Annotated in this window: 22 protein-coding genes and 2 pseudogenes; 7 read left to right on the top strand and 17 right to left on the bottom strand. The window is 41.6% G+C overall.

The features are described 5' to 3' along the window. Positions 1-3: 3 nt before the first annotated feature. The 5 genes from ATE37_RS07580 to ATE37_RS07605 all read right to left on the bottom strand — a co-directional run bounded on the left by ATE37_RS07580 (position 4) and on the right by ATE37_RS07605 (position 4,917). On the bottom strand, positions 4-1,383 hold the full coding sequence (locus ATE37_RS07580) for a TrkH family potassium uptake protein (RefSeq protein ID WP_084868585.1): 1,380 nt from the start codon (positions 1,381-1,383) through the stop codon (positions 4-6). Between the two features lie 33 nt (positions 1,384-1,416). Next, positions 1,417-2,181, bottom strand: a complete 765-nt coding sequence (locus ATE37_RS07585) for a nucleoside phosphorylase (RefSeq protein ID WP_084868586.1) — start codon at positions 2,179-2,181, stop codon at positions 1,417-1,419. A gap of 272 nt (positions 2,182-2,453) precedes the next feature. Next, complete coding sequence (locus ATE37_RS07595; protein WP_084868588.1) at positions 2,454-3,077, bottom strand: TetR/AcrR family transcriptional regulator; 624 nt, start codon at positions 3,075-3,077, stop codon at positions 2,454-2,456. 39 nt (positions 3,078-3,116) lie between these two features. Next, entirely contained in the window at positions 3,117-4,199 is a 1,083-nt protein-coding gene (locus ATE37_RS07600; RefSeq protein WP_084868589.1) for an ABC transporter permease, read from the bottom strand. Position 4,200: 1 nt separating this feature from the next. Further along, entirely contained in the window at positions 4,201-4,917 is a 717-nt protein-coding gene (locus tag ATE37_RS07605; RefSeq protein ID WP_084868590.1) for an ABC transporter ATP-binding protein, read from the bottom strand. 230 nt (positions 4,918-5,147) lie between these two features. On the opposite strand from ATE37_RS07605, the pseudogene ATE37_RS10985 reads away from it, so the two are divergent. After that, positions 5,148-5,282, top strand: a pseudogene (locus tag ATE37_RS10985) (low temperature requirement protein A); the annotation flags it as partial. A gap of 61 nt (positions 5,283-5,343) precedes the next feature. Here the strand turns inward: ATE37_RS10985 and ATE37_RS07610 are convergent. From ATE37_RS07610 to ATE37_RS07625, 4 genes are all read right to left on the bottom strand, one after another. Beyond that, positions 5,344-6,591: a carbohydrate-binding domain-containing protein gene (locus tag ATE37_RS07610; RefSeq protein ID WP_084868591.1), complete on the bottom strand. Its 1,248-nt coding sequence runs from the start codon at positions 6,589-6,591 to the stop codon at positions 5,344-5,346. Positions 6,592-6,875: 284 nt separating this feature from the next. After that, entirely contained in the window at positions 6,876-7,439 is a 564-nt protein-coding gene (locus ATE37_RS07615; protein ID WP_084868592.1) for a sugar O-acetyltransferase, read from the bottom strand. A 256-nt stretch (positions 7,440-7,695) separates the two neighbouring features. Further along, positions 7,696-10,596, bottom strand: coding sequence for a type III restriction-modification system endonuclease (locus ATE37_RS07620; protein ID WP_084868593.1), 2,901 nt, complete (start codon positions 10,594-10,596; stop codon positions 7,696-7,698). A gap of 9 nt (positions 10,597-10,605) precedes the next feature. Further along, entirely contained in the window at positions 10,606-12,639 is a 2,034-nt protein-coding gene (locus ATE37_RS07625) for a site-specific DNA-methyltransferase (RefSeq protein ID WP_084868594.1), read from the bottom strand. Between the two features lie 346 nt (positions 12,640-12,985). Here ATE37_RS07625 and ATE37_RS07630 point away from each other — a divergent pair, with 346 nt between their 5' ends. Genes ATE37_RS07630 through ATE37_RS07640 form a run of 3 tightly spaced genes read left to right on the top strand, consistent with a single transcriptional unit; the run spans position 12,986 to position 15,253 of the window. Beyond that, positions 12,986-13,291: a rhodanese-like domain-containing protein gene (locus ATE37_RS07630; RefSeq protein WP_084868595.1), complete on the top strand. Its 306-nt coding sequence runs from the start codon at positions 12,986-12,988 to the stop codon at positions 13,289-13,291. Between the two features lie 20 nt (positions 13,292-13,311). Next, positions 13,312-14,967: an FAD-dependent oxidoreductase gene (locus ATE37_RS07635; protein ID WP_084868596.1), complete on the top strand. Its 1,656-nt coding sequence runs from the start codon at positions 13,312-13,314 to the stop codon at positions 14,965-14,967. Beyond that, positions 14,957-15,253 (top strand): rhodanese-like domain-containing protein, encoded by a 297-nt coding sequence (locus ATE37_RS07640; protein WP_084868597.1) that lies wholly within the window; start codon positions 14,957-14,959, stop codon positions 15,251-15,253. Before ATE37_RS07635 ends, ATE37_RS07640 begins: the two co-directional genes overlap by 11 nt. 351 nt (positions 15,254-15,604) lie before the next feature. Here ATE37_RS07640 and ATE37_RS07650 read toward each other — a convergent pair whose 3' ends face one another. Then, complete coding sequence (locus ATE37_RS07650; protein WP_000185161.1) at positions 15,605-15,862, bottom strand: metal-sensitive transcriptional regulator; 258 nt, start codon at positions 15,860-15,862, stop codon at positions 15,605-15,607. Positions 15,863-16,009: 147 nt separating this feature from the next. On the opposite strand from ATE37_RS07650, the gene ATE37_RS07655 reads away from it, so the two are divergent. From ATE37_RS07655 to ATE37_RS07665, 3 genes are read left to right on the top strand one after another with little or no spacing between them, the layout of a single operon-like run. Further along, the gene (locus ATE37_RS07655) at positions 16,010-16,630 is read left to right on the top strand and encodes a GTP pyrophosphokinase (RefSeq protein ID WP_084868598.1); all 621 of its coding nucleotides are present in this window, start codon (positions 16,010-16,012) and stop codon (positions 16,628-16,630) included. 9 nt (positions 16,631-16,639) lie between these two features. Then, the gene (locus tag ATE37_RS07660; protein WP_084868599.1) at positions 16,640-17,314 is read left to right on the top strand and encodes a response regulator transcription factor; all 675 of its coding nucleotides are present in this window, start codon (positions 16,640-16,642) and stop codon (positions 17,312-17,314) included. Then, positions 17,315-18,547, top strand: coding sequence for a sensor histidine kinase (locus tag ATE37_RS07665; RefSeq protein ID WP_084868600.1), 1,233 nt, complete (start codon positions 17,315-17,317; stop codon positions 18,545-18,547). Between the two features lie 116 nt (positions 18,548-18,663). On the opposite strand, the pseudogene ATE37_RS07670 reads toward ATE37_RS07665, so the two are convergent. The 7 genes and pseudogenes from ATE37_RS07670 to ATE37_RS07705 all read right to left on the bottom strand — a co-directional run bounded on the left by ATE37_RS07670 (position 18,664) and on the right by ATE37_RS07705 (position 25,372). Further along, positions 18,664-19,517, bottom strand: a pseudogene (locus ATE37_RS07670) (VOC family protein). A 107-nt stretch (positions 19,518-19,624) separates the two neighbouring features. After that, entirely contained in the window at positions 19,625-20,662 is a 1,038-nt protein-coding gene (locus tag ATE37_RS07675; RefSeq protein ID WP_084868601.1) for an aldose epimerase family protein, read from the bottom strand. Between the two features lie 146 nt (positions 20,663-20,808). Then, on the bottom strand, positions 20,809-21,804 hold the full coding sequence (gene lacD, locus ATE37_RS07680; RefSeq protein ID WP_084868638.1) for a tagatose-bisphosphate aldolase: 996 nt from the start codon (positions 21,802-21,804) through the stop codon (positions 20,809-20,811). Between the two features lie 10 nt (positions 21,805-21,814). Continuing rightward, positions 21,815-22,981, bottom strand: coding sequence for an SIS domain-containing protein (locus ATE37_RS07685; protein WP_084868602.1), 1,167 nt, complete (start codon positions 22,979-22,981; stop codon positions 21,815-21,817). A gap of 269 nt (positions 22,982-23,250) precedes the next feature. Next, positions 23,251-23,655: a PTS sugar transporter subunit IIA gene (locus ATE37_RS07695; RefSeq protein WP_000045700.1), complete on the bottom strand. Its 405-nt coding sequence runs from the start codon at positions 23,653-23,655 to the stop codon at positions 23,251-23,253. 3 nt (positions 23,656-23,658) lie between these two features. After that, on the bottom strand, positions 23,659-24,480 hold the full coding sequence (locus tag ATE37_RS07700) for a PTS system mannose/fructose/sorbose family transporter subunit IID (protein ID WP_000185284.1): 822 nt from the start codon (positions 24,478-24,480) through the stop codon (positions 23,659-23,661). Next, positions 24,467-25,372, bottom strand: coding sequence for a PTS mannose/fructose/sorbose/N-acetylgalactosamine transporter subunit IIC (locus ATE37_RS07705; RefSeq protein ID WP_084868603.1), 906 nt, complete (start codon positions 25,370-25,372; stop codon positions 24,467-24,469). Before ATE37_RS07705 ends, ATE37_RS07700 begins: the two co-directional genes overlap by 14 nt. Between the last annotated feature and the right edge of the window lie 19 nt (positions 25,373-25,391).

Genomic DNA, 25,391 nt, shown 5'->3' on the forward strand with positions numbered 1-25,391 from the left:
TTCTTATCCAATGGTGATATCTGCTTTCATATAGTGAATCAAATCTTTCTTGTCTGGCTGGTATTCTGCTAAACTGACCAGTAGTGTCAAGGGGCCAATACGGCCGATAAACATCAACAACATAACGATACTGAGAGCTAACTTGCCTAACTCTGGTGTTAAATTCGCCGTCACTCCAACTGTCGCAAGGGCTGAAATGGTCTCAAACATGAGGTAGATAAAGCGCGGATTTCCTTCTGCTGTTATCCCTAGCAGGATCAAGCCCAGCAAGAATGTTAGCAAGAAGATAATAAAGACACTAAAAGATTTTTGCACGGTTCGAGGTTCAATAGTTCTCCGAGCCACATTGGCATGAGGTAAGCCCAATAGTTCGCTACGAGCGAAGGCCAACAAGACAAAGAAGGTCGTAATCTTGAGTCCCCCTGCCGTCCCTCCAGGCGCCCCGCCCAGAAACATCTGCAAGATGTAGATCAGCAAGGTGACCGGTCGAGCCTGGGTGTAATCAATAGAAGCAAAACCTGCCGTTCTCATGCTGACAGTCTGGAAAAAGCTAACCAGCACTTTCTCTGGAGCGCTGAGATTCCCAATCGTCCCTGGGTTGTTCCACTCAATTAAGAGAGTCGATACTGTTCCAAAGAGCAAAATTCCCGCTGTTAAAAAGAGAACCAGCTTAGTATGAAAGCGAAGACGGCGTTTTTTCTTTTTCCCAAACTGGGTAGCTAGGTCAAACCAGACCATAAATCCTAGGCCACCCGTTATAATCAATCCTGCAATCACTAGATTGATCAAAGGGTCCGTCTGAAAGACTGCCAAACTCGTACTTCCAAAATTATCAAATCCAGCATTGCAGAAAGCTGAAATAGCCAAAAAGATAGAGGTTAAAAGCCCTCGCCCCCATCCAAATTCAGGAATGAAGCGGAAACTCAGTAGAAAGGCACCAATCCCTTCTACCAGAAAAGTCGTCAAAAAGATCGAGCGGATGAAGTCCTTTAAGGACTGGGTTTCCCCATAACTAAAACTTTCTTGAATAGTCTCACGGCTACGAAGACTGAGCTTTTGTTTCCCTTGGATATAAAAGATTCCAATAAAGGTCATAAGCCCCAAACCACCGATCTGGATTAAGAGCATACAGATCAATTGACCCCAGATATTGTAAGTAGAGGCCACCGGCTGGGTGAAGAGCCCTGTCACACAGACCATGGACACAGTCGTAAAGAGATGGTCAAAGTAGGTCGCTTGTGACGTTGTTGCTTGCACAAAGGGAAGACTTAAAAGGAGCGAACCCAAGAAGATAACTAGGGCAAAACTTAAAAAGATACGACGGGCTGGTGATAATCGAACCAGAGTCGTCTTGATTTTTTCCAAAAAAGATTTGAATAACATAGCTACATTGTACCATAAAAACAGTAAGAGCACTCACATGTGGTGCACAATAGCAAAACAGAGTTCGAGCGCCTTATCAAAAGCTTCCGAGCCCCAGTCACGACTGTCGTAGTTATCTAGATCCACCAGGGAATCTGCAGTAAAGAGCAGTTCTCCCCAGACAACCCTACGTAACTGAGCTACTGCCGCAAGAGCAGAGCACTCCATCTCCACAACAGCACAACCTTCTTCCTTACGATAAGCAACCTTTTCAGCTGTCTCTCGGTAAAAACCATCTGTCGTCCAGGTCATAACTTCCTCATAAGGAATGCCTCTTTGTTCCAAGACTTGCTCAATGGCAGAGATAACCTCAATCTGCATCTCCATATAACGAGAAGGTGCTGCATAATGGTAGCTGGTCCCCTCATCTCGCAGAGCCCGAACAGGGACGAGAAAGGCATTTTCCTCTATATCGGCTAGGACGCCACAGGTTCCAGTGGAAATGATTTGCTCCACACCATAGCCAATCAACCAATCCATAAACTGGGCAGCTGGGGCTGAGCCTACGGGCGCCTGGGCCAGACAGATCTCCTCACCCTTGTAGTTAACGACATAGACTGGATAAGTCTTGGTGGCAGAAACGAACTCACCAACACAGTCCGCCCCTACTTCCTGAGCATAACGGTCAATCTCCTCCTCCAAAAATGCATAGATACACTTCTTTGGCAACTTTAAGTCTAAACCCTCGTGATTGGGCATAAGGACCGCTTGGGGATTGTCATCAAACTCCAAAATGGGAATCGCATGTTTCTGAATCATAACCCACCTCCTCTAATTTTGTACTATTGTATCAAAAGCTGACGGAGTATCAAGGAGTTGTCTTTAGCAAGCCAGTAAACTCCTCTTCCATACATTTAAAAAATCGTTGCACTGCTGGAGAGGTCGGCTTCTGTTTTGGCAAAGTGATTGAGGACTTATAAAAACATATCAAATCCAATAACAAAAAGACATGAATCTGAAATAAGCAGAACATGTCTTTTTTAGCTTGTTTGAAAGTTAAGTAAATAAACCTTAGTTCTTCTAGAACTCCCTTATTTCCACAAGCCACCTAAAATCTGTTTTTCTAATAAGTCTAAGTCTTCCTCTTTTATTTCTCCATTGTCGCTAACGATATAAAGCTGAGCGAAGTAAGCCAACAATGGACCAACACAAATACGAACCATTTGAGGAATCGTTAACTCTGAATTTACACGTGGATCTGCTAGCAATTCCTTATGAAGCACTCGAAGTTTATCTTGAATAGCATTCCAGATAAAAATCTGTTCATTTTTTAGTTTTTTATTTGAAAAACTCTCCTGCAGAATGATTTTCATCAAAGCACGATTTTTTTTGAGATAGCTCATACGATCATGGACGAGATAACGAACCCTCTCTTCTGTCGTTTCAAAAGCTAAGAGTTCCTCAAAAAAACTACCGAAAATGCCTGGGACTACAGGATGTAAAATAGCCGTCAGTAAATCATCCTTCGTCTTAAAATACTTAAACAAAGTTGCCTGACTTAGTCCAGCACGCTCAGCTATGTGAAGAGTTGAGGTCCCATGGTAACTCCTGGTTGATATGAGATCCACTGCTGCCTGCATGATTTTTTTCTTTCCTTGAGGGTAATTCGCTTCTTCTAAGTAATCTTCAAACGATTCAAAAACAGTCTTATCCATCTAATCTTCACACCTTTTTAGCATTATTTATGTTGATTTCTAAACTTTACGATAACGACGCAATCCAACAATATTGAGAATTGTTAAAATGATCAAGAAAATCATTAAAACACCAAGATTTGGCAAAATATCACCAAGATTGTGTCCGTAAAGAATAATCTGGCTTATTGCATCACCAGAATAGGTTAATGGCAAAAATTTCCCCACAGTTGGAGCCCATTCTCCCATGGATGACAATGGAATAATCCCTGAGAAAAAGAGTTGAGGCATAATCACGAGAGGAATAAATTGCATCATTTGGAATTCTGATTTTGCTAGAGTAGACAAGAGAATCCCAAAAGCTAGTGCTACAAGAGCCAGTACCACATTAACTATTATAACATTTAAAATATTTCCTACAACTTCTACATCTAGTAGCCAAATTGCTGCTAAGACGACAACTGCCGTTTGAAAAATCGCAATAATACCGTAAGACAACATATAGCCATAGACGATTTCAGAACGTTTCACTGGGGTTGCTAACAAGCGATCCAAGGTTCCACTTGTGCGCTCTTTCAAAAGTGCCATACCAGAAATCAAAAAGACAAAGAAAAAGACCACAAAGCCAATTAAAATTGGAATCATATGTGCAAAGAATCCAGTATTTTTATCTCCATATTGGTAAGATTCTTTGATTTCAGGCGCCTTTGCATCTAATTTCAATTGTGGAAGAGCCTGTTTGACACGAGATAATAACTGATCGGTGCCTTCATTGACGATACTTGTTCGTAACACTTGTCGTGTCATAGTTGTTTTAGAAGCATCCGTATTTGCGTAGTCGACCTGATACTCACCATCTTTATACGATATGACTGCATCTACTTTCTCGTCAGCTAGAGCTTTTTTAGCCTGATCTAAGTCTTGATAAGTCTCGACGTCCACATGATCGAGCTCATCCATTTTCGTTACCAAACCAGTTGGTAAATCTTGTGTCGCTAACTTGACATTCACGGTTGTACTAGCTGAAAACATGAGGTTCATCAGCCACATAATAAATACCGGCGCTACAAACATCATAGCCAAGGTTCGTTTGTCACGAAGCAATTCTTTGATAACTTTTTTAGCAATAGCAATGGTTCTCATCTTACTCTCCTTCTGCTTTCAAAAATACTTCTTCAATACTTGAAACTTGATAACTATCTTTTAAGTGTTGCGGTGTATCAAAAGCAATGATTTTTCCACCTAATAACAAGCCGACCTTATCCGCTAACTCTGCTTCATCCATAACATGGGTAGTAACTAATATCCCAATCCCATTGTCTCTAAGCGCGAATAATTCTTTCCAAATTTTCTTTCGAAGAGAAGGGTCGATTCCAACTGTCGGTTCGTCCAAAATCAAGAGCTGAGGATTCCCCAGAAGCGCGATGGCTAAAGACAAGCGTCGCTTCATTCCTCCAGAATAACCGGATACCGTTTTATTCAAATGCTCTGTCAGATCCACAACTTGAGCCACATGGGCAATTTCAGCTGTCAGATCTCTTTTGGATAGCCCTTTTAGCTGACCAAAAAATTCTAGATTTTCTTGACCTGACAAAGCCTCATATAAGGCATCTGACTGGGCCATATAACCAATATCTCCTAAAATATGGCGATTGGGCATAGTGTGATTTAACACTAAAGCTACGCCTCCATCAGCCTTTTCCATTCCTAACGCAGTCTTAATCATAGTTGATTTACCAGCACCAGACGGACCAATTAATCCTATAATTTCTCCTGTCTGCAATTCAAAGCTGACATGATTCAGAACTATTTGATGGTCAAAAGATTTTACTAAATCTTGTAAATGTAGTAATGTTTTCATTTACTTCCTCCTTGGTGAGTGATTACTCACTTACTAAATATAAACCTATTATAGTGAGTAATCACTCACTTGTCAAGAAAAAAGTTGAAATTCTTTAAAAAAATAAAAACACCAGATGATATTATCTGATGCTTATTAAAAATATCTCTGATTTTAGGAGTGTTTCTGAATCTCTTCTCGATACTCCGATATCGTCTTTCCTGTCCACTTTTTAAAGGCCTATTCTTCCTCTGCTTTTCTCAGCCAATCCTACCATCGTCATTGCTATCGCAACTCTAATGACCTTGGCGATGGAAATTCATTTTACTCATTTTTATATGAAACAGACTAAGAAATTTTCAAGACCTAATGGGGAGTTGTTTTAGCTACAATCCATCTCTCAAACATAAAAACTCTCCCTTCTCTTTCGAGAAAGGAGATTCTTTTTTATCCTCGTCCGCCAGGGGCTGGACCGCCAGGACCACCATTTCCTTGAGGGCCTCCATTTGGTCCACCGCCTCCAGGCATAGAGTTAACGATTTCCGTTTGTTTTTCGCCGTTGAGATAGATGTCACCACCTGTATAGGTCGCCGTTCCATCAAAGTCAAAACCTGTTTGACCAATCATTTTAATGGTTCCACCTGTAACCGTGATATCCCCGTTTGAGTCGATTGGATCTGTATCCCCTTGACCAACTTCTATTGTCAGGTTCCCACCGTTCATAGTAAAGAAAATCTCACTTTGTTGGGCATTTTTATTTGCTGCATTGACTCCATCATCTGTCGCATAGACATTGATATCGCCGTCGTTTATGGTGATAGATTTTCCTTCTATCCCTTCTGTTGAATTCTTAACGGTATAGGTACCGCTATCAATCACTAGGTTACCAGAAGCGTGAATTCCATCATCTCCTGCTGTGACTGTTATGGTATTGTTAGCCAAATACATATTACCGACAGTCATATCGTCATCATTGTCGACCTTTACGCCATCTTCCTTGGCATCGATAGTCATGGTTGTACCAGTGATGTTGAGTTCATCATTGACATTAAAGGCATCGCCGACTGCTGTGATGTTATAGGTTCCACCCGTGATATAGAGAGTGTCATTGGCCTTGATAGCGTTGTTCTTCTTGCCATCTACATTGAGAGTTCCTTTCCCGTTGATGGTCAAATCCACCTTAGAAAAGAGAGCTGCGTCAGCCTTTTCGTCGCTGTTAGAGCTTGAGTCAGAGAGACTATTGGTGGTTCCCTCTGCTAGAGTTAAGTAGACGTGGCCAACTGATGTCGCTGAAATCGCTGCATTGGTATTGGTCATGGTCGCACCTTTTAGGACTAGATGAACATCTGCCGACTTATCTGCCTCGACCTTGATCTGCACTCCGTCAGACTGACCTGAAATCACATAGGTCCCAGATTTTGTGATGGTCACTGTTGATCCAGAGACTGTCACCCCATCTCCAGAGACGTTTGCTGATGAGCCAGATAACTCAATCTTAGAAGCTGTACTTTCATCATAAGAAGTATCATAGTCCTTCTCAGTAAAATAGGAAGATTGGTTTGTCTTTGTTGAAGTTGTTGTGGCACTATTTGTCGTTGCATTGGTATTGGATGTAGTTGTTGACTGGGCACATGCTGCCAGCAGCACCATTGCCGTTAAACTCGTTGCGAGTAGGGTCCATTTTTTTGATTTCATACCTTTTTCCTCTCCTTCGTATGATATAGCTAGACAGTCTACAGAAGATTCCCGAAACAAAACTAAAACTTTTCTGAAAGTTTCCTTAAATTCAGTTTGGATTAGATTTCGCCTAGTAATTTTTTAGAAAGGGCTGCTAAAACAATTTTTGAACTTTAGACTACCTTTAATAGATTTTTAAAACCAACATCCCTCAGTACGATGTTTCCTTGACCAAGAAAGCAAAAAAGAAGAAAAATTTATAAGATTAGAGTTCATAAAAAGAACAGCCCAGGCTGTTCTTTTTAGTTTTCTTTTACTGGTATTTCCTTGATAACACGCGCAGGATTCCCACCTAGGACAACATTATCTCCAAAGGACTTGGTAATCACAGCCCCTGCTCCAGCAACGACATTATTTCCTAGTGTCACTCCAGGAAGGACGATGACGCCACCTCCAGCCCAGAAATTGTCTCCAATGGTGATGGGCTTGCCGTATTCGACCCCTGAATTGCGTTCATCCGGATCCAGTGGATGGAGTGGGGTTAAAAACTGACAGTTGGGACCAATCATGGCGTTGTTCCCGATGCGAATCGGACAAACATCCAGCATGGTCAAGTTCCAATTAGAATAAAAATTTTCCCCTAGATGGATATTGACCCCATAATCGACCACCAGATGTGGATTGACATAGAGATTTTGTCCGGTTGAACCAAACCAAGTCTTGATGATTTCGGCTCCCTTCAAGGGATCTTCTTCCCGGTTAAAGGCAGCCTGTTTTTGGCGAGAAGCCTGAGCCAAGGCCCGTAACTCGGAATCAAACGGATGATAGGGTTCTCCTGCTATCATTTTCTGGTATTCACTGGTCATAGTATCACCTCATACTTACTTTGGAGCCCATCATATCAAAAAGCCTTTGAAAGGTCAAGAATACTATAATATCAAATTTTCGGACACTATCAACGCTCACTTATTCTTGCAATTTATCGATTAGAAATCGTTCACTTTGTCTATATCAATCACAATGTATTGTTTACATGATGTTGTAAAAAAGTGATTCCCAAAATGGAAATCACTTTTTATTCAGCAAGGAAATGGTTCCTGAACATCGAAACCATAATAAAAATCATTGCTTCGTACCAAGTTCTCGCAATTTCTGATAAACTTGCTCTTCATCCGTTGCCACCTGATAAACAATATTTTGATTTCCCAAGGAATTAAAAAAATACTCTTGAATAGCAATAGCTAATTTATCAGTGTCTCGCATATTATCTGCCTTAGTTTCTACAAAAAGATAAATAATCTTATTTTGAGCACCTTCAATTACAAAAACAAAATCAGGACTAGTTGTTCCACCTGTATATTTTGGAATACGAATAGCAGATTTAGGAAGTTTTCCGAATACTGTTACTGTCTTATCGTAGTGATGCTGAAGAAGTTTTTTCTCTGGATTCTCACTATCATAGTAAACGGGTGGACGGTCGTAAAGATATCGTTCTTCCCTCCCAACTTCAGTCAACTCTTTTGTACCTAAATTTCCAATAATAATTTCATTTACAAAACTATCCGTTGTAGCATCATAAAGTGTTGTAATAGCTTGAAAATCCAAACTTTCATAGCGATAAGCTGTGCTATAACTCTTCTCAAAAGCACATTTAAAGGCTTTAACCAAATTTTTCAAAGTCTCATTATTTAGAATATTATCATTTCTAATTTTTTTCAATACTTTTAAGAGTCGCCTATGTAATGCTGTAATAGGTAAATTCGTTTCCTGTACCAGCTTTTTGAGGAAGTCTCCATACGCCATACCAGCTCTCGTATGCCTATAACGAGCCGTCTCCATTGAACTAGCAACTTCACTATCCCCTGCTACCAGACTTTCCCTTATCATACCAAAATATTCAACAACATAGTGCGTCTCATCTAAAAATATCTGATCCATAAGTTGTGATATGTCAACAGCTCCATCATCAAAAACTATCATACGTCGCTTCGAAAAATCTCTCCAAAGTTCTTTCACCTGTTTCCAGTTGTCTTGATTTAATTTAACATGCGTAACAGGCCTTGTCTCATTACTATTACGAACCTTATCGCCTCTCAGTTGCTGTTCTGTCAGGATGGGATACAACTGGCATAATTTCTCCCATCCTCCCTCTTGATAAGTCATAGAAAAATCAATAATTCCCTTCTGTCCCAACTGATTTTTGAGGACATTCTCCGTCAAATCCGAATAATGGCTAAGAATCAACCGAATCGTTTGCTCATCTAATCTTTCTCTATTAAATTCAATTGGAGCGTCGTTGTTGATTTCTCCAATTAATTTTTGGGCAAAATCTCTCTCATCATATCCAATGAGGAAATCCAACCGAGAGACAAATTCGTCTTGTGTGACACGGCGTCCCTTCTCATCAACTGGAAGACGAAGTCCTCGACCTACTTCTTGAATCTTCGAATTTTCAGATCCGGAAGTGCGAAGTTTGCAAATAACAAAAACATTGGGGTTATCCCATCCTTCACGAAGCGTCCACTTTGAAAAGAGGAAGCGTCTAGTTAGCCAATTCCCTTCACCATCTTTAAAAGACAATAGCTTGGTTTTATTATGAAGAATATCATCAACTTCTGCTTGGATATCATCGGCACTTGACCCACGATCTTCTCCGAAATAGCCTGCATGAATGGACTGAGTATCAGCCTGCAAGTCACATAGACTTGCTTTAAGGTAGCCTAAATAATCTTTACTGATAGCATCTGACATTTTTTCCATGTCTGCTATCCTGCTTTGCAATTTAGCCAAAAGCAGACGCTCAAAGGTCAAACGCAACCAGCCATCCTTCTTTCGATAAGAGGCAATAGAGTCAATGAAAAAAAGGGTTAGAGCCTTAATCTTAGGTTGATTATTCGGACGACTAAAAAGTTCCCATTCCTTTATAAAGTGCTTATCAATAGCATCTTCTATCATAAGTTCCTGATAAGAGTTAGCAAAGGTGTGAGGTATGAGCATCATCCCAACAGCCAATTCTAATCCATTACTGAGCACTTTGGAACCTGCATAAAAAACATCCCCCTCAAAAGCAGAATCAACATCAGCAAGATTATCTCCGACCGCTAGCGTCCTTGTCAAATTGCCTTTTTTCAGCGTCAACTCCTTCGCTTTTACGCCCACTACCTTCCATACATTTTGGCTTTCCTCTTTAGTCAATTTAGGATAAGCAATATCAATCCCCTTTACAAGCCCTTGATTAAAGGACTTGACAGCAGTCAAGTTATAGACTGGTTGGTCTTGATAATAGTGTTTCTTTAAATGTCCCACTCGACCATTTTTTACCATCACCTCAGGAAATGTAGCCCCAAAGCGAACAATCATTTGAGGCTTGAGACTGGTTACCGCTTGATAATTTTTGCCGTCAATGGGAAAACGATGCGGTTCGTCTATAATAACAACTGGACGCGTCCTTTCAAGGGCTGCAATGGGCTGTGTGATGTTAGACAAAAGGGTCTGATCATATTTGTCACTCGTCATAGAAGACGATCGTAGCATATCTGCATTGACTAGAAGAACTTGAATCGTATTGCTATTGAGCCTTGAGCCTTCGATAAAACTTGTCAGTTGAGCTGGAAAGTTTTTGCGGCCACTTTTCACTTTAAAGTCCCCTGCATTGATAACATTGAGATCAATACGAACGCTACCATAATGTTGAGAAAAGTGCTGTTTAGCATAATCCGACTGGATAAAATGTCTGGTTCCCTCTTTGATAGCGGGACTCGGTACGACAATAATAAATTTAAAAAGTCCTCTCTCCTTGTGAAGCTCATAGAGAAGTCTGGTATATACATAGGTCTTACCAGTTCCTGTCTCCATCTTGACATCTAAAAATTTCTTCTCATCATAGCGTCCATAGAGAAGAGGATTAGCATAGACATAGTTGATATCGGGATCCGTACTACAATCATCAATCTTTGGAAATGCATCCATAATAGCTTTTAAAGCTTCTTCTTGATGGGGCAGTTCTTCTAGAAATAGTTTCATGACGACCTCCTAATAATTCTTTATCAACTTAACTACCTTGTCCAGACTGGACAAGGCTAACTCAAGCTCACGCAGGGCTGTCATCTCAAAACTATAACCATATAGAATGATAGTCTGAACTTCCAGCTCGCGCCTACCAAGAAGATTGACTAATACTTTTGTCTGCTCTTCTGTCCAGCCCTGTTCAATCAAATATAAACGATTATCCAGTTGGATAGCAGGGTAACCAGCAAAATCAAGATGCTTTTCCTTCTTATCAACTGCATAACCATCAGACAACTTCCAAGTTGTCAGAATGGTTTCGTGCGCTAAGGCTCCTCCCTCAACTCCCAGATAGTCTGCTGAAAAAGGTGTCAACATGTCGTCAAAATAATCTTCGCCGATCAAGTTAATCTGTCCAGATCCATCCATAAAAGTTCCTGTCTCAATATCATACGTATCCAAGTCTTCCAACAATTTCTGATCAGGCTTGACTACTTGATAATGCTTAAATCCACCATCAAAGTTAGGAAAACTAGGATTTATCTCAAGAATTTTGGCCCTCGCACGCTTAATCCGCTCACGAGAAATTTGATCAATATAGCGATAGCCGTCCTTATAGGCAGCTTCTCCCCCTTTTGCAGGGCTTTCTGTGCCATCAGAGTTTGTCGTAAAAGTCGGCTGATCTAACTGTACCATGATATAGCAACGATTTCCTCCATCCTCAGCATTTAACTGCATAACTGCATCAGCTGTTGTCGCAGATCCAGCGAAAAAGTCTAGAACAGTGGCAGAGTTGTTTCCAAACATCTTTAATAACATTTTAATAAAAGATGGATTTTTTGGCATTGAAAACAGTTTCTTTGAATCAAATTCTCCGTAAACAAAACCAGCAGTCTCCGTTTTGAAATCCCACTCATCAGATGATTTGATTAAACTTTTTTGTTGTTTGTAAACATTTCTATCTTTTTCATAGATACTCTCTTCTTTAAATATCAATGATTTTGTATTAAATAACTCTAGAAACTTACTTTTAGAGTAAGTATTTTCAAGAAGTTCCCCATCTTTTATTGATTTATAAACTTTATATCCTTTATCTAACAAATCACTTCTAACTTCATCAATCTTCTCAGTTACTAGCTCAATCACTTCTCCATTATAATAAACTGAGTAATTCTTATTATCATCAGCAGCTAGTTTATTTGTGCTTTCACCAACTAAAACACGCTTCCCATGGGAATAATACCCATATTCATCTTTTAATAATTTGTTTTTTCTTACAACATTTTCAAACGGAAGGGCTTTGTCAAAATCTCTTGCATAAACTAACAGTGTCTCATGACTGACAGCTACAAATTTCCCATTTTTTCTTCCCTTGGGATTATTTTCAATAGCTAGATTAGCCACAAACTGTCCTTCTCCAAATATCTCGTCCATAAGTAACTTTAGATTAGCTTGTTCATTATCATCGATAGAGACAAAAATAATACCCGTATCCTTGAGAAGACGTTTTGCCAGCCAGAGTCTAGGATACATAAAGGTTAACCAAGCTGAGTGTGTAGCACGGCCCTGAATAGACTTAAGCCGAGAAAGTCCCTCCTCATCCAGACCAAACATAGCTTTGAGTTTCTCATCGCTGTGAGAAAAGCTATCAGGATAGACAAAACCGTCCGATCCTGTATTATAGGGCGGGTCAATATAGATGACATCGATGCTATTTTCATAACCAGGTTGCAGGTGACGTAGAACTTCCAAATTATCTCCCGTAAAAAAGAGATTGCGGCTGTTCTGATGAATCATCTCTTCATTATGCTTGATATTAGGGACAACCACCGTTTCTGAAAGCTCTCCCGTTTGTTTTTTTGCATAGTTCTTTCCAACAAAATCTAGTTGGTACCCAGAAGATAACTCCGTTTGAATACTCTCCTTAGCTAGACTTCTCTTAAATTTGTCCATATCAAAGCTTTCGCCTACAAAGAAATCTGGAAGTTTGCTCTTCAACTCCTTGAGAAAGGCTGATTTAGATGTGATGGCTTGATTTTCCATCCGAATATCCTTAAGCATGAGCCACCTCCTTCATGCTTATGGTACGCAAAAAGCCTGCCACAAAAGTAACAGGTATACGTATAAATAAAACATTAAAAAACTTAGCTATTCGCGGAATTATATATATATATATATATATATGTGTGTGTGTGTGTGTGGTTTTTTATGCATATTTCTCCTCGCATCTTCGGTTCATAGAGTTTTCTTAAGTATCAACCAAAGTTCTTTTGATGTTTTTATTATATCATAATTTAAGCGATCAAATCCTAAAAACATCGAATATACCCAAGTCAAAACAACTTGCTTGACAAAAGCTTGACTTCATGGTTTAATATACCCCATAAGGGTATATTTGGAGGTGCCTATGTTTCACTTATTTACAAAAATTGACAGTATTTCTACCAGCGAGTTAGAAGTTAAACTCAAGGAACCGATTCAACTACTGGATGTTCGAACGCCTACGGAATTCCGTAGAGGTCATATCAAAAACGCCAAGAATGTTCCTTTAACAGAAATCGGTTCTTACATACCTGCGACAAAAGAAACACTCTATGTCATTTGTCATTCTGGTGTACGAAGCAAACTAGCTGCGAAAAAGCTAAAGAAAAAAGGTTACGATGTCGTCAATGTTCGAGGCGGTATGAGCGCTTGGACAGGTAAGGTCATCTAAAAGCATAAAGGAGAAAGTCAATGAAAGTTATCATTGTTGGAGGAGTTGCAGGCGGTATGTCAGCAGCAACCCGCCTCAGACGTCTCATGGAAGACGCTGAAATCACTATTTTTGAGAAAGGTCCCTTTGTTTCCTTTGCAAACTGCGGACTTCCTTACTATGTTTCAGGAGAAATTGCAAACCGTGATAGTTTATTGGTCCAAACTCCTGAAAGTCTCAAAGCACGCTTTAATCTCGATGTGCGACCATTTCACGAGGTCATCAGCATTTCGCCAGCAAAGCACACTGTGACCGTACGCCATGATGGACAGGAATTCACAGAAAGCTACGACAAGTTGATCCTCTCCCCAGGAGCTAAACCATTTGTTCCTACCATTAAAGGTTTGGCAGAAGCTAAGAATGCCTACACGCTTCGCAATGTTCCTGATCTCGATGAGATTGTGGCGGCCTTGGACAATCATCCAAGGGAAGCTGTCGTCATCGGTGCAGGCTTTATCGGGCTTGAAATGGCTGAAAACCTTGCTAAACGTGGATTGCAAGTTACTATCGTTGAGAAAGCACCGCATGTCTTGCCACCATTAGATCAAGAAATGGCAGCCTTTGTCCATGCAGAATTGCTGGCAAACGGTGTTCGCGTTATCACTTCCCAGTCTGCAACTCGATTTGAAGACCAAGGAAAAATCATCGTTCTCGAAAACGGGCAAAAGATCGCTTCTGACCTCACCATCCTTTCTGTCGGTGTTGAACCTGAAAACGGACTGGCAAAAGTTGCGGGGATTGAACTGGGACTTCGTGGTGGGATCCTGGTCGATGAGCATTATGAAACCAGTCAAAAAGATATTTTTGCAGTTGGGGATGCTATCGTCGTCAAGCAAGAGATTACGGGGCAAGACGCTCTGATCTCTCTCGCTTCTCCTGCCAATCGTCAAGGACGCCAAGTGGCGGACGTCATCGCAGGACTTGGTCGTACAAACAAGGGCAGTATCGGCACTGCTATCGTTCGTACCTTTGATATGACAGCCGCTTCGACTGGTCTCAGCGAACGTATCCTTCGCATGAATCAACTCCCTTACAAGGCACTTCATGTCAGTGGAAAAGATCACGCTGGTTATTATCCAGGCGCTACTGATATGACCTTGAAACTCCTCTTTGACCCAACCACTGGAAAAATCTATGGTGCCCAAGGAGTTGGGAAGAAAGGTGTTGACAAGCGAATCGATATCCTTGCAACTGCTATCAAGGGAAATCTCACCGTCTTTGACTTACCAGAATTGGAGTTCACCTATGCGCCACCATTTGGCTCCGCTAAGGATCCCGTCAACATGCTGGGCTACGCGGCCTTGAACCTAATCGAAGGTTTAAGTGACAATATTCAATGGTACCAGCTCGAAGACGAACTGGCTAAGGGAAAGAAATTCCTTGATGTGCGGACAAGTGGCGAATTCCAAAATGGTCGACTTAAGGTTGACACCATCCACATCCCCCTAAACGAACTACGGAAACGCTTGGATGAACTAGACAAGAACCAAGCCTACATCGTTAGCTGCCACAGTGGTTTACGCAGCTATATCGCAGAGCGTATCCTCAAGCAAGCAGGATTTACCGTCCAAAACCTTGACGGCGCTTATTCACTATACAAAATGGCTAAGCCAGAAGGAGTCGAATATGGAAACTAGTATCAGCATGGCTGACTTTTATGAAAAATATCAACATGAAAATCTAAATCTTATTGATGTACGTGAAATACATGAATTCCAAGCAGGACATGCGCCAGGTGCAAAAAATCTTCCGTTAAGTAGCTTGGAGCAAGGCTATAAAGAACTCAAACCGGACCATGCATACCATGTTATCTGTCAAGGTGGAGTACGTTCTGCATCTGCCTGTCAATTTCTTAGAGCTCAAGGCCTCACCGTTACCAATGTAGAAGGTGGTATGAATGCTTGGCCTGGGCAAGTAGAATAAGCAAAAAAAGCTGGGCAACAACTCAATTTCAGGAGAAAATGAAGTAATACTCAATGAAAATCAAAGTGCAAACTAGGAAGCTAGCCGCAGGTTGCTCAAAGCACTGCTTTGAGGTTGTAGATAAGACTGATGAAGTCAGTAACATATATACGGCAAGGTGAAGCTGACGTGGTTTGAATTTGATTTTCGAAGAGTATAAATCTCCCCACAATAAAACGCATAGTATCAAGGCTTTTCAACACCTGATAGTATGCGTTTTTTAATTTTAAAGACTTTTTCCAGCCTCGCTTGATTCACATTAAACTATTCTAATAGTAGAGATCTTTGCAACTATCGTCTCAAAAAATTAGTTTATTTCCGTTTAATCAAGTATCGGATGGCCTTTTCTAAGCGTTCCTTTTGAGCCTCGGGATCATCTAGTGGTTGGTTGATGCAGGCGGTGAGATTTTCCGTAATCATCATCTCAATCACGCGCTCAACACTCGATTTCACTGCTGTCAATTGCGTCACAATATCAGCGCAATCACGATCTTCTTCAATCATCTTTTGAATCCCACGCAACTGGCCCTCTGAACGTTTCAAGCGTGTTATATACTTTGAGTTTGTCATTTCTTTTTCCTTGCTCGATTTTTCTTCATTATATCTCGAATAAGGGGCTTTGTCAAAATTCTCATCCCATCTGTCTTTGTAGGAACTTATCTCATATCTGTGTTTTCATGATATAATAGTAAAAAACTGTTCAGAATGGACGTTCTTATGAATTCTATCTATGATAGCTGTGAAGCCTATTTACCCATCATTTTGCAAACCTTTATTCAAGACATAGATGAGGCCGCAGCCAATTACAAAAAAGAAACCAACCTCAAACTATATGAGCATTTGCATGCGCGCATCAAAACAGAAAAAAGCATGCGTGAAAAATGCCAACGCAAGGGCCTTCCTCAGACAAGTCAATCTGCTCTTAAAGAAATACGAGATGCTATTGGCGTTCGAATTATCACAGGCTTTACAGATGATATCTACCGCATCGTAGAGTATATTCGCCAGATGCCAAGCATCCATATTTTCAAAGAGAAAGACTATATCCGTCAGGTCAAACCCAACGGCTACCGTTCCTATCATCTGATTCTAGAGGTGACCACTCCCTACCCAGACTGTCTGGGAAATGACCAGGGTACCTATTTTATCGAGATTCAACTGCGCACAATTGCCATGGATTCCTGGGCTAGCCTCGAACACCAGATGAAATACAAGAAAAACATCCAAAATCCTGAGCGAATCACGCGCGAGCTCAAACGTTGTGCCGATGAGCTTGCTTCTTGTGACTTGACCATGCAGACCATCCGTGATTTGATTCAGTGCTCTGATCAAGACTAAGGAGAACCTATGAAAATCCTACTTGCCGAAGATGAAACCCAACTAAACCGTGTTATCACTGTTGCGTTAGAACGCGAAGGCTACAGCGTTGATTCTGTTTTTAACGGACAAGACGCTGTCGAAAAGGCTAAATCTAACCACTATCACCTCATGATTTTTGACATCATGATGCCAATTAAAACTGGAATCGAAGCCCTCAAAGAAATTCGCCAGGCAGGCAATACGACTCACGTCATCATGTTGACAGCCATGGCCGAAGTGGATGACCGCGTAACTGGACTTGATGCAGGTGCTGACGACTACTTGACCAAACCTTTCTCGCTCAAGGAACTCTTGGCTAGACTCCGTTCTACTGCACGCCGCCTGGAAGACTACACCCCGGATACAGTCCAATTAGGAAATACTCGCTTGGATATTGACGAACAAGAATTAGCTGCTACAAACAGCATTCGTTTAGGGAAAAAGGAAACCCAACTCTTGACTCTCCTCATCCAGCACGCTAACCAACCCCTCAGTTGTCAACAACTACTAGAGCAGGTCTGGCCAGATGAGCTGGAAGAACAGGATCACGAGCTCGTCTTTCTCTATATCTCCTACCTACGCCAAAAACTCCAAAGTGTCCAGTCTAGCTTACAAATACTTGGGGCTGCAGAAGGACCCTTCCAATTGACAGGAGGTGACTAGATGTTTCGAAAACTTCGTATCAAATTTATCGCAACGGCTACTCTTGCCATTGCTCTGATTCTAACCTTCTTTCTAGTCTTGATGAATAGTATCGTCTACACTCAGACGGAAGGTAACATCCACACCGTCCTCTCTATCTTAACCAAGAATGAGGGCAAACTTCCTATTACAGACGAAATCAAAGAAAGTCTGACTGAGAAAAATATCCAAGAAGGGATTGTCTATAATTTTCAATACTTCTCCGTCAGAAAAAAGGAAAATGACTACGCCATCTCCCTCACAAATGTCCAGTCCTTAACTGAGTCTGAAGTCAAAAGTTTTCTCCCAAACATCCTCAAAAAGCAAGAAACTTATGGTTCTATTACTCATAAGGGACGCTATTTTACCTACCAAGTGAGCCAATCTACGACTGGGAAACTACTGGTCTTCTTTGAGACAACTAACTATATCCGCGAACGCGACACCCTACTTCAGGTCTCTATCTGGCTGGCCCTAGCTAGCTTACTCCTCCTCATACTGCTCTTCACCTTGATTTCAGGGATTGTCATTCGTCCTTTTATCAAAAACTATGAAAAACAACGGATGTTTATCACCAATGCAGGACACGAACTTAAAACGCCTCTAGCCATCATTTCGGCCAATACCGAGCTACAGGAGTTAATGGAGGGAGAGACTGAGTGGAGTATCAGCACTAAAGAACAGACGGAACGACTCAACCACTTGATTGGAAGACTCATCCGACTTGCTCGGCTCGAGGAACAAGAGGACATCAAACTAGCTCCTCAAAATATCTCCGTCATCGCTGAAAAGGTTGCCTCAGATTTTGCTCCTCTCTTTACCAAAGAAGATAAAAAATTTGAAAGTTCTATTGAAGCAGACGTTGTAGAAAAAGTAGCCCAAGAAGAATTTTATGAGCTTCTTAGCATCCTTCTTGACAATGCCCGCAAATACTGTGATCCAGCAGGAACAATTCGCTTGACACTCCAACGCAAAAATTGCCTACTACGCAAACGAACCTGCATCACTATTTCTAATGATTACAAGGATGGACAAGCAGCTAATATTAAGCGTTTCTTTGATCGCTTTTATCGTGCGGAGACCTCTCACAACAACCAAACCATATCTGGACACGGAATTGGCCTCTCTATGGCTCAGCATCTCGTCAGCCTATTTAGAGGTAAAATATTTGTCACCTACAAAAAACAGGTGATTACCTTTACAGTCTGGTTATAGCTATAGCTCTTTTACCCTTTATCATTTCATAAAAAGCGAACAAGTTCGCATTCTAAAAACAGAATACGAGCTTGTCCGCCTTTTTCTATGTCTCTAAAATAAATGACGTCTCTTTCTCATCGTGCCAAGCGAATGCGGGTCACAATCTCATCCGGGTCTACCAAATCCAACTCACTTGAATTTAGCCATTTGGTCGGTGCTTCTAGCTCTTGTGTTTGCTTAACGATGGCTAAGAGTTCTTCCTTGCTTTCGACCTCAAGGACGTAGTAGGCCAAGCCTGGCAAGCCTTGCTCACGCGGAGCCAGACCTTTTCCAGCCCATTCGTTGACAGCCAGGTGGTGATGGTACTGACCTGCCGCTATCCAACTAGCACTAGGAATGCTAAATTTATCCTCTAGCCCCAACACCTTTTGATAAAACTGACTCGCCGCGTGGCTATCCTTCACCGATAGATGGATATGCCCCATTCTCGTCCCTTCAGCTAGGATAAAGGAATCCACCTTTTCCCCTAACTCATAAATGTCCTGTGCCGCAAGGGCTTCGGTCACACCGATAATGCGGCCGTCTTCTCGAATATCCTATGAAGAAACTGGTTTATCACGGTAGAGTTCAATGCCATTTCCTTCCAAATCCTCTAGATAAATGGCCTCACTGTATCCATGATCCGCACCCCCGACCAGAGGAATCCGCAAGTCACTTAGGTGTTTCAAGACATCTGCAAGGCTTTTCGTGTTGGCAACAAAATCGCCAAATGATAGAGCCCATAATGCTCCCTTACTTCGCCAGCCTTTTCTGCCTGAATCAAGTGAACCAAGGCTTTTCTACCAAGTCCCAAAATCGCTTCTGTCTCTGTTTGAGATAAAATCTCCAAGCCAATAATCTGGTGATAAAAAGCCGTTTGACTCTTCAAATCCTTGACATTTAAAACCGCCTCTGCTAGGTAAATGTGGCTTTGGTAAGCATAAGTCATAGGGTGTCTCCTTTTTGTTGTAACTTCATATATTACACCAATTATACACTGTTGAAATAAAATGTCAACGAAGACAACTCAAAAGAGCTGGAAACCAGCTCTTCTTTTTATTTGACAACAAGCTCATAACGAGTTTTGCTGGTGAAAGTTTCCCCTGCTTTGAGAATGACTTGGTCTTTGAGGTCGCTGTGAATGGCATCTGGTAAAGCTTGCGCTTCAAGGGCAATCCCATTGTGTTGCACCATCGGCTGGCCTCCTATGATGACACTCTCATCCACAAAATTTGCTGTGTAGACCACAAGGCAAGGGGCCTCTGTCTTGAAAAGCAGGAAACGACCTGAGTTTTGATCATAAAGGAAACCAGCATTGTCATGACCTGCAGGAAGAGCAAATGGGTGATCCAAACCAGATACCAGCTGGATTTGCTCATCGTCCTCTGCAAAGATATCCTTGAGCAAAGCACCATTGTAGATGTGTTTCACTACATCACGATCAGCATCTGGAGTCTTAGCTGGAACACCGTCTGGAGCGATTGGGTAAATGCCTTCCGTATTTAGTTGGAAAACATGGCGGTCAACTGTCTGCGTGAAATCACCAGACAAGTTGAAGTAGCTGTGATTAGTTGGATTGACCAGCGTATCCTGATCTGTCGTCACCTTATAGCTGACTTCGTAGACACCAGCTTCTTCCAAGTGGTAGCTAATCCAAATCTTAAGATTACCAGGAAATCCTCCTGTCCCGTCTGTACGTTCTGTGTAGAGAGTCAAGCCATGGTCGCTCACTTCGACCAATTCAAACAAACTCGAATCCCAACCTGTTGAACCACTGTGGTTACAGTTGCTAGCATTGTTGACTTCAAGATTATAGGTCTGACCATTGAGCTCAAATGTCGCACCCGCGATACGGCCCGCTACAGGACCTACACTTGCTCCATGCTTGGGACTATTGCCTACATAGCTATCAAAATCATCAAAGCCCAAGATCACATTGGCAAAGTTTCCAGCCTTGTCAGGTGTGACATAGCGCAAGATGGTCGCACCATAGGTCATGATTTCTAGTTGGTAGCCACTGTCAGTCTCAAAGCGATAGGCCAAGACATCCTTGCCCTCATGATTTCCAAATACACGCTCTGTGTATGCTTTCATTCTGTTCTCCTTTGATCCATTTCTCTTAAGTAAACAAACCATAGAAAGTGTATTCACCATCTATGGTTGTAGTTTCTATTTTCAGAATCCTTTGTCAGAAAACCTTAAGTCTCTTCTTAACAAATGGGGATTCTTCTATTCTTGTTTTATGCTTCTACACGTTCAGTCCATGAAGTCGATGTTGTTTGAAGAACCTTGTTGAGTTCGTCAATGTTCTCAAATCCAGTTGTGCGAAGCCATTCACGAGCTGCTGCCTCACCATCTTTGATGTAGGCTTCAACTGAACCAGCCCATGTAGCACGGCCACAAAGAACACCATTGAAGTTTGCACCTGATTCATGGGCAAATACAAGAGTATCTTGGAAGAGTTTAGCTGATACACCAGCACTCAAGTAGATGTATGGCAAGTTAGTCGCTTCATCTTGTGCTTTGAAGAAGGCTGCTGCTTCTTCACGAGTATGCACAATTTCATCATCGCCAAAGCCTTCAACGTATTTAACATTTACTGGAACTTCTACTTTCAAGACATCGATGTTAAAGCGTGGGTCTGAGAAGACTTTCATGGCACCGATAACTTTATGTGGTTTTACTTTGGCGTATTCTGCAGAGCCAGCATCAGCGATTTTTTCATCGTAAGCCAAGATTTCAAGGAAGAATGGAATGTCTTCTGCCACACACTCAGAACCAATACGTTCGATGTAGGCTTGTTTTTGTTGGTTGAGTTCGTCAGAACTGTCTACATCGTAGTAAAGCAAGAACTTAACAGCGTCTGCACCTTGTTCCTTGATACGTTTTGCAGACCAAACATCCAAGCAGTCAGGCAAGCGTTTGGTGCTTGTTGTGTCGTAACCAGTTTTTTCATAAGCAAGGAGAAGACCAGCATTGGCATCAAGCGCTTTTGTAGCTGGAAGTCCATACTCTGGGTCAAGAAGCATAGATGATGCGTATTTTGTCAATTCATCTGCAACCAAGACTTTGAGTTCTTCCATTTGAGCAACTGTTGGTTCTTCCGTTTGGTATTGAGCCATGAGGCGTTTCAAAGCACCACGTTGGTCAAAGGCAAGAGCTGAAATGATTCCATTTTCATCTGAAAGTTTTTGCAGGCAGGCAACTTTATTGGGACTTAATTGTAATTTACTCATAGACACTTCCTTACTTTTGATAGTCATGAATGATAACACCTTGTACCACACGGTTTACGGTACCTGTAGGAGATGGTGTATCTGGTTTATTTTCTACTTTGAGTGAAGTCAAAAGGGCAAAGAGTTGGGCATAAACGATGTAAGGGAAGACACGGTAAATATCGTTCAAGACACCGCCACAACCAAGGGCTACTTCTTTGACATTTTCAAGACCAAAGGCTTGATCACTCAAGAGCACAACACGACGAGCAATCTGGTCACCAGCCACTTCACGAACCAAGTCCAAATCGTACTTGCGAGTGTAGTCTATCGTTGTACCAAATACCAAAACAACTGTATCTTCGTTGATCAATGATTTTGGACCGTGACGGAAGCCAACTGGGCTTTCATACATGGTCGCAACTTGACCAGCTGTTAATTCCAAAATCTTCAACTGAGCTTCATGAGCAAGTCCAAAGAAAGGACCAGCGCCTAGGTAGATAACACGGTTAAAGTCGAGGTCAACCAGCTCTTTAACATCTGCTGCATTGTCTAGAACTTTACGCGCAAGGCTAGTCACAACTTCAAAACGTTCAGCTTTCACAGCAAATTCTGTAGGATCAAAAACCAAGAGAGCTGTTAGCATCATAGACGTAAAACTAGAAGTCATGGCAAATCCAGCATCATTGGAAGCAGCTGGTTGCAAGAGCAAAAGATTGCGGTCATCACCATGAGCTTGAAGAGCCAATTTCCCTTCTGCAGCGCATGTAATGGTCACTTGATAGAGGTCGTCAACCAAGGCTTTAGCCAAATCAACGGTTGCCACACTTTCAGGTGAATTTCCACTACGAGCAAAGGATACAAGGACAGTTGCCACATCTTTTTTCAGATAGGTTTCTGGATTGGCTACGATATCAGTTGTCGCAATGGCATTGAAATTCCATTTGCGTTCGTCATAGACCTCCTTAAAGTATGGTACCAAGGTATCTCCCACATAAGCAGAAGTACCAGCACCCGTCAAGATGACCTTGATATAGTCATGTTTATCAGCGATTCCTTTCAGAAAGGCTGCAATTTCTTCTCGTTTTGCTTGATAGGCTTCAAAAGCCTCTTTCCATACATCAGGCTGTTGGTAGATCTCACGAGTCGTGATTTCTGCACCCAGTTCAAGTAATTCTTCTTTTGTGTAATTTAGCATAGAGTTCCTCTAATCTATTGTTGTTTCATTCCTATTGAAAATATGGGAATGGAGTGACTCCCATTCCCATGTATATTCTATACAAGCTGTTCTAACGGTTTTCACGTTGTCACATCGTATACTCAATGAAAATCAAAGAGCAAACTAGGAAGCTAGCCGCAGGTTGCTCAAAGCACTGCTTTGAGGTTGCCGGATAAGATTGACGAAGTCAGTAACATATATACGGCAAGGCGACGCTGACGTGATTTGAATTTGATTTTCGAAGAGTCTTATTCATCTTCGTCATCATCGAAGCCCGCTAACAGGTCATTAACTTTCACAATGCTTTCCGCAGCACGGCTCTTATAATCCGCATCTGCACCTGTAAGGCTTGCATTGATAAATTCAATCACCATTGGAAGATTCATCCCTGCGTAGAGTTCAATGTCGCGACCTTCCATGATCAAACGGCTTACCACGTTACATGGTGTACCACCGAGAAGGTCCGCAAAGACTAGGAAATCATCCAATCCTTCGATAGCAGCTTCAAATTTTGCAGTAAATTCTTCTGGACCATCTTCTGGAAGAAGAGCCACTGCATGAATGTTGTCCTGTGGACCCATGATCATTTCTGTGCTACCTTTAAGTTCTTCACAGAAACGACCATGACTCACCAAAATTAATGATTTACTCATAAATTATGCGCCCATTCCAAGCAAGAATTTACCGATGAATGAAAGACCTACTGCAAGAACGATAATGATACCGATCGCTTTAGTAGAGTTCATACCTTTCTTACCAAGCAACCAGAAGATAAAGGCAGTAAAGATTGCTGGAAGCAAGCGTGGGAAGATTGAGTTCAAGATGTCTTGGAAGTCAATCATCTTTTCACCGATTGGCAATTTGTAAGAAATGTCAAAGTTGATCATTGTTGCTACAAGAGCACCCATCATGAAGACACCAAGTACGGATGCAGCGTCAATCAAAGCTGTCAAAGTACTTTGCATGTTGTTGATAAGGTTAACCCCTTCTTTATAGGCAAATTCCAATTGTTTCCAACGGAAGATGTCATAAGCAACTGCAACTGCGATCCAAAGGAAGATACCCCATGGTTGGCCGGCGATAGCCATAGTTGCTGCGATAGATCCCATGATAGCAGGTACAAGTGAACCAAAGATTGTATCTCCAAGAGGAGCGAATGGTCCCATCAAACCTGTCTTGATACCGTTAACGGCATCTTTTGAACCTACACCATCTTTTTCTTCCATGGCAAGGTCAAAACCAGCGATAATTGTGTGGAAGAATGGAGAAGTATTGAAGAATTGAGTATGAACTTTCATCATTTCTTTCAATTCAGGAGTTCCATCCCCATACATTTTACGCAATTGAGGCAAGATCATGTAAAGGTAACCAGAAGCTTGCATACGTTCGTAGTTCCAACCTAATTGGAAAGTAAACAAGCTACGTTTGTTGATTTGATTAAAATCTTCTTTTGTAAGTTTGTAATTAGAATTCGTCATCTTCGATTTCCCCACTTTCTGATGGTGTAGAAGGTGCTGCTACAGCTACTTTTTGGCTGTTCTTAAAGTGAACAACTGCAAGGAAGATACCTACGATAGAAACACCGATCATAGACAAACCTTTGAAGTTGTTAGCAAAGCCAATCTTTTCAGCAACATCAGCAGGAAGAGTACCAAGGATACCCGCAACAGCTCCACCAAGACCTGTTACATATGAGTAAAGAACAGTCAACATAGCTGTCAAACCGAATCCCATTGCAAGGTAGTGAAGGTTACGTTTAACTGGAAGGTAACGAAGCAAGATTGCAAATCCAAGACCTGGAAGCATACGACCTGCAAGTGTCAAACCATCTGCAATCCATTGATATTCTTTAACAAGGTCTACTACTGATTGTACAAAAGCACCACCAAAAGCAAGAGCGAAGAATACTGGAAGGGCACGAGAAAGAGCCCAAGGCACTGCACCAAGTAGGTAGTTGCGTTCGATACCTTTGTAGTCAAAGCGTTCGATCGCAGCATCAATACGGTGTGCAAAGAAAGTAGTTGGCATACGTCCAAGAACGTCGAAGTATGTCAAAAGTGCTGCTACTGGTACAGCGATTGTTGTGATCGCAAGATCTGTATCAATACCTTGAGAGATAGAGAATGCTGTTACAAGAACCGCACCAGAAGTTGCGTCGATACGAGAAGCACCACCGAAGGTACCAACCCCGAGAACGAACAACTGCAAGCTACCACCGATAAACAAACCAGTTGTCACATCTCCCATGATCAAACCAGTAATAAAACCAGCGAATACAGGAGAACCTGCAGATGAAACGATTGTCAACTCATCACAGATTTGATAAGCTGAGTACAAAGTGAGAAGTAAAATTTGCCACCATTGTATCATAACAATGACCTCCTAAAAA

Source organism: Streptococcus oralis subsp. tigurinus (assembly GCF_002093575.1).
GTDB classification, from domain to species: Bacteria; Bacillota; Bacilli; order Lactobacillales; family Streptococcaceae; genus Streptococcus; species Streptococcus oralis_CH.

Excerpts from the sequence above, each read along its gene's own strand:
- ATE37_RS07620 (WP_084868593.1), bottom strand. The coding sequence starts at position 10,596 with ATGAAACTATTTCTAGAAGAACTGCCCCATCAAGAAGAAGCTTTAAAA.
- ATE37_RS07650 (WP_000185161.1), bottom strand. The coding sequence starts at position 15,862 with ATGACAAACTCAAAGTATATAACACGCTTGAAACGTTCAGAGGGCCAG.
- ATE37_RS07665 (WP_084868600.1), top strand. The coding sequence starts at position 17,315 with ATGTTTCGAAAACTTCGTATCAAATTTATCGCAACGGCTACTCTTGCC.
- ATE37_RS07585 (WP_084868586.1), bottom strand. The coding sequence starts at position 2,181 with ATGATTCAGAAACATGCGATTCCCATTTTGGAGTTTGATGACAATCCC.
- ATE37_RS07595 (WP_084868588.1), bottom strand. The coding sequence starts at position 3,077 with ATGGATAAGACTGTTTTTGAATCGTTTGAAGATTACTTAGAAGAAGCG.
- ATE37_RS07615 (WP_084868592.1), bottom strand. The coding sequence starts at position 7,439 with ATGACCAGTGAATACCAGAAAATGATAGCAGGAGAACCCTATCATCCG.
- ATE37_RS07605 (WP_084868590.1), bottom strand. The coding sequence starts at position 4,917 with ATGAAAACATTACTACATTTACAAGATTTAGTAAAATCTTTTGACCAT.
- ATE37_RS07695 (WP_000045700.1), bottom strand. The coding sequence starts at position 23,655 with ATGAGTAAATCATTAATTTTGGTGAGTCATGGTCGTTTCTGTGAAGAA.
- ATE37_RS07625 (WP_084868594.1), bottom strand. The coding sequence starts at position 12,639 with ATGCTTAAGGATATTCGGATGGAAAATCAAGCCATCACATCTAAATCA.
- ATE37_RS07675 (WP_084868601.1), bottom strand. The coding sequence starts at position 20,662 with ATGAAAGCATACACAGAGCGTGTATTTGGAAATCATGAGGGCAAGGAT.
- ATE37_RS07600 (WP_084868589.1), bottom strand. The coding sequence starts at position 4,199 with ATGAGAACCATTGCTATTGCTAAAAAAGTTATCAAAGAATTGCTTCGT.
- ATE37_RS07580 (WP_084868585.1), bottom strand. The coding sequence starts at position 1,383 with ATGTTATTCAAATCTTTTTTGGAAAAAATCAAGACGACTCTGGTTCGA.
- ATE37_RS07635 (WP_084868596.1), top strand. The coding sequence starts at position 13,312 with ATGAAAGTTATCATTGTTGGAGGAGTTGCAGGCGGTATGTCAGCAGCA.
- ATE37_RS07685 (WP_084868602.1), bottom strand. The coding sequence starts at position 22,981 with ATGCTAAATTACACAAAAGAAGAATTACTTGAACTGGGTGCAGAAATC.
- ATE37_RS07640 (WP_084868597.1), top strand. The coding sequence starts at position 14,957 with ATGGAAACTAGTATCAGCATGGCTGACTTTTATGAAAAATATCAACAT.
- ATE37_RS07655 (WP_084868598.1), top strand. The coding sequence starts at position 16,010 with ATGAATTCTATCTATGATAGCTGTGAAGCCTATTTACCCATCATTTTG.
- lacD (WP_084868638.1), bottom strand. The coding sequence starts at position 21,804 with ATGAGTAAATTACAATTAAGTCCCAATAAAGTTGCCTGCCTGCAAAAA.
- ATE37_RS07700 (WP_000185284.1), bottom strand. The coding sequence starts at position 24,480 with ATGACGAATTCTAATTACAAACTTACAAAAGAAGATTTTAATCAAATC.
- ATE37_RS07705 (WP_084868603.1), bottom strand. The coding sequence starts at position 25,372 with ATGATACAATGGTGGCAAATTTTACTTCTCACTTTGTACTCAGCTTAT.
- ATE37_RS07610 (WP_084868591.1), bottom strand. The coding sequence starts at position 6,591 with ATGAAATCAAAAAAATGGACCCTACTCGCAACGAGTTTAACGGCAATG.
- ATE37_RS07660 (WP_084868599.1), top strand. The coding sequence starts at position 16,640 with ATGAAAATCCTACTTGCCGAAGATGAAACCCAACTAAACCGTGTTATC.
- ATE37_RS07630 (WP_084868595.1), top strand. The coding sequence starts at position 12,986 with ATGTTTCACTTATTTACAAAAATTGACAGTATTTCTACCAGCGAGTTA.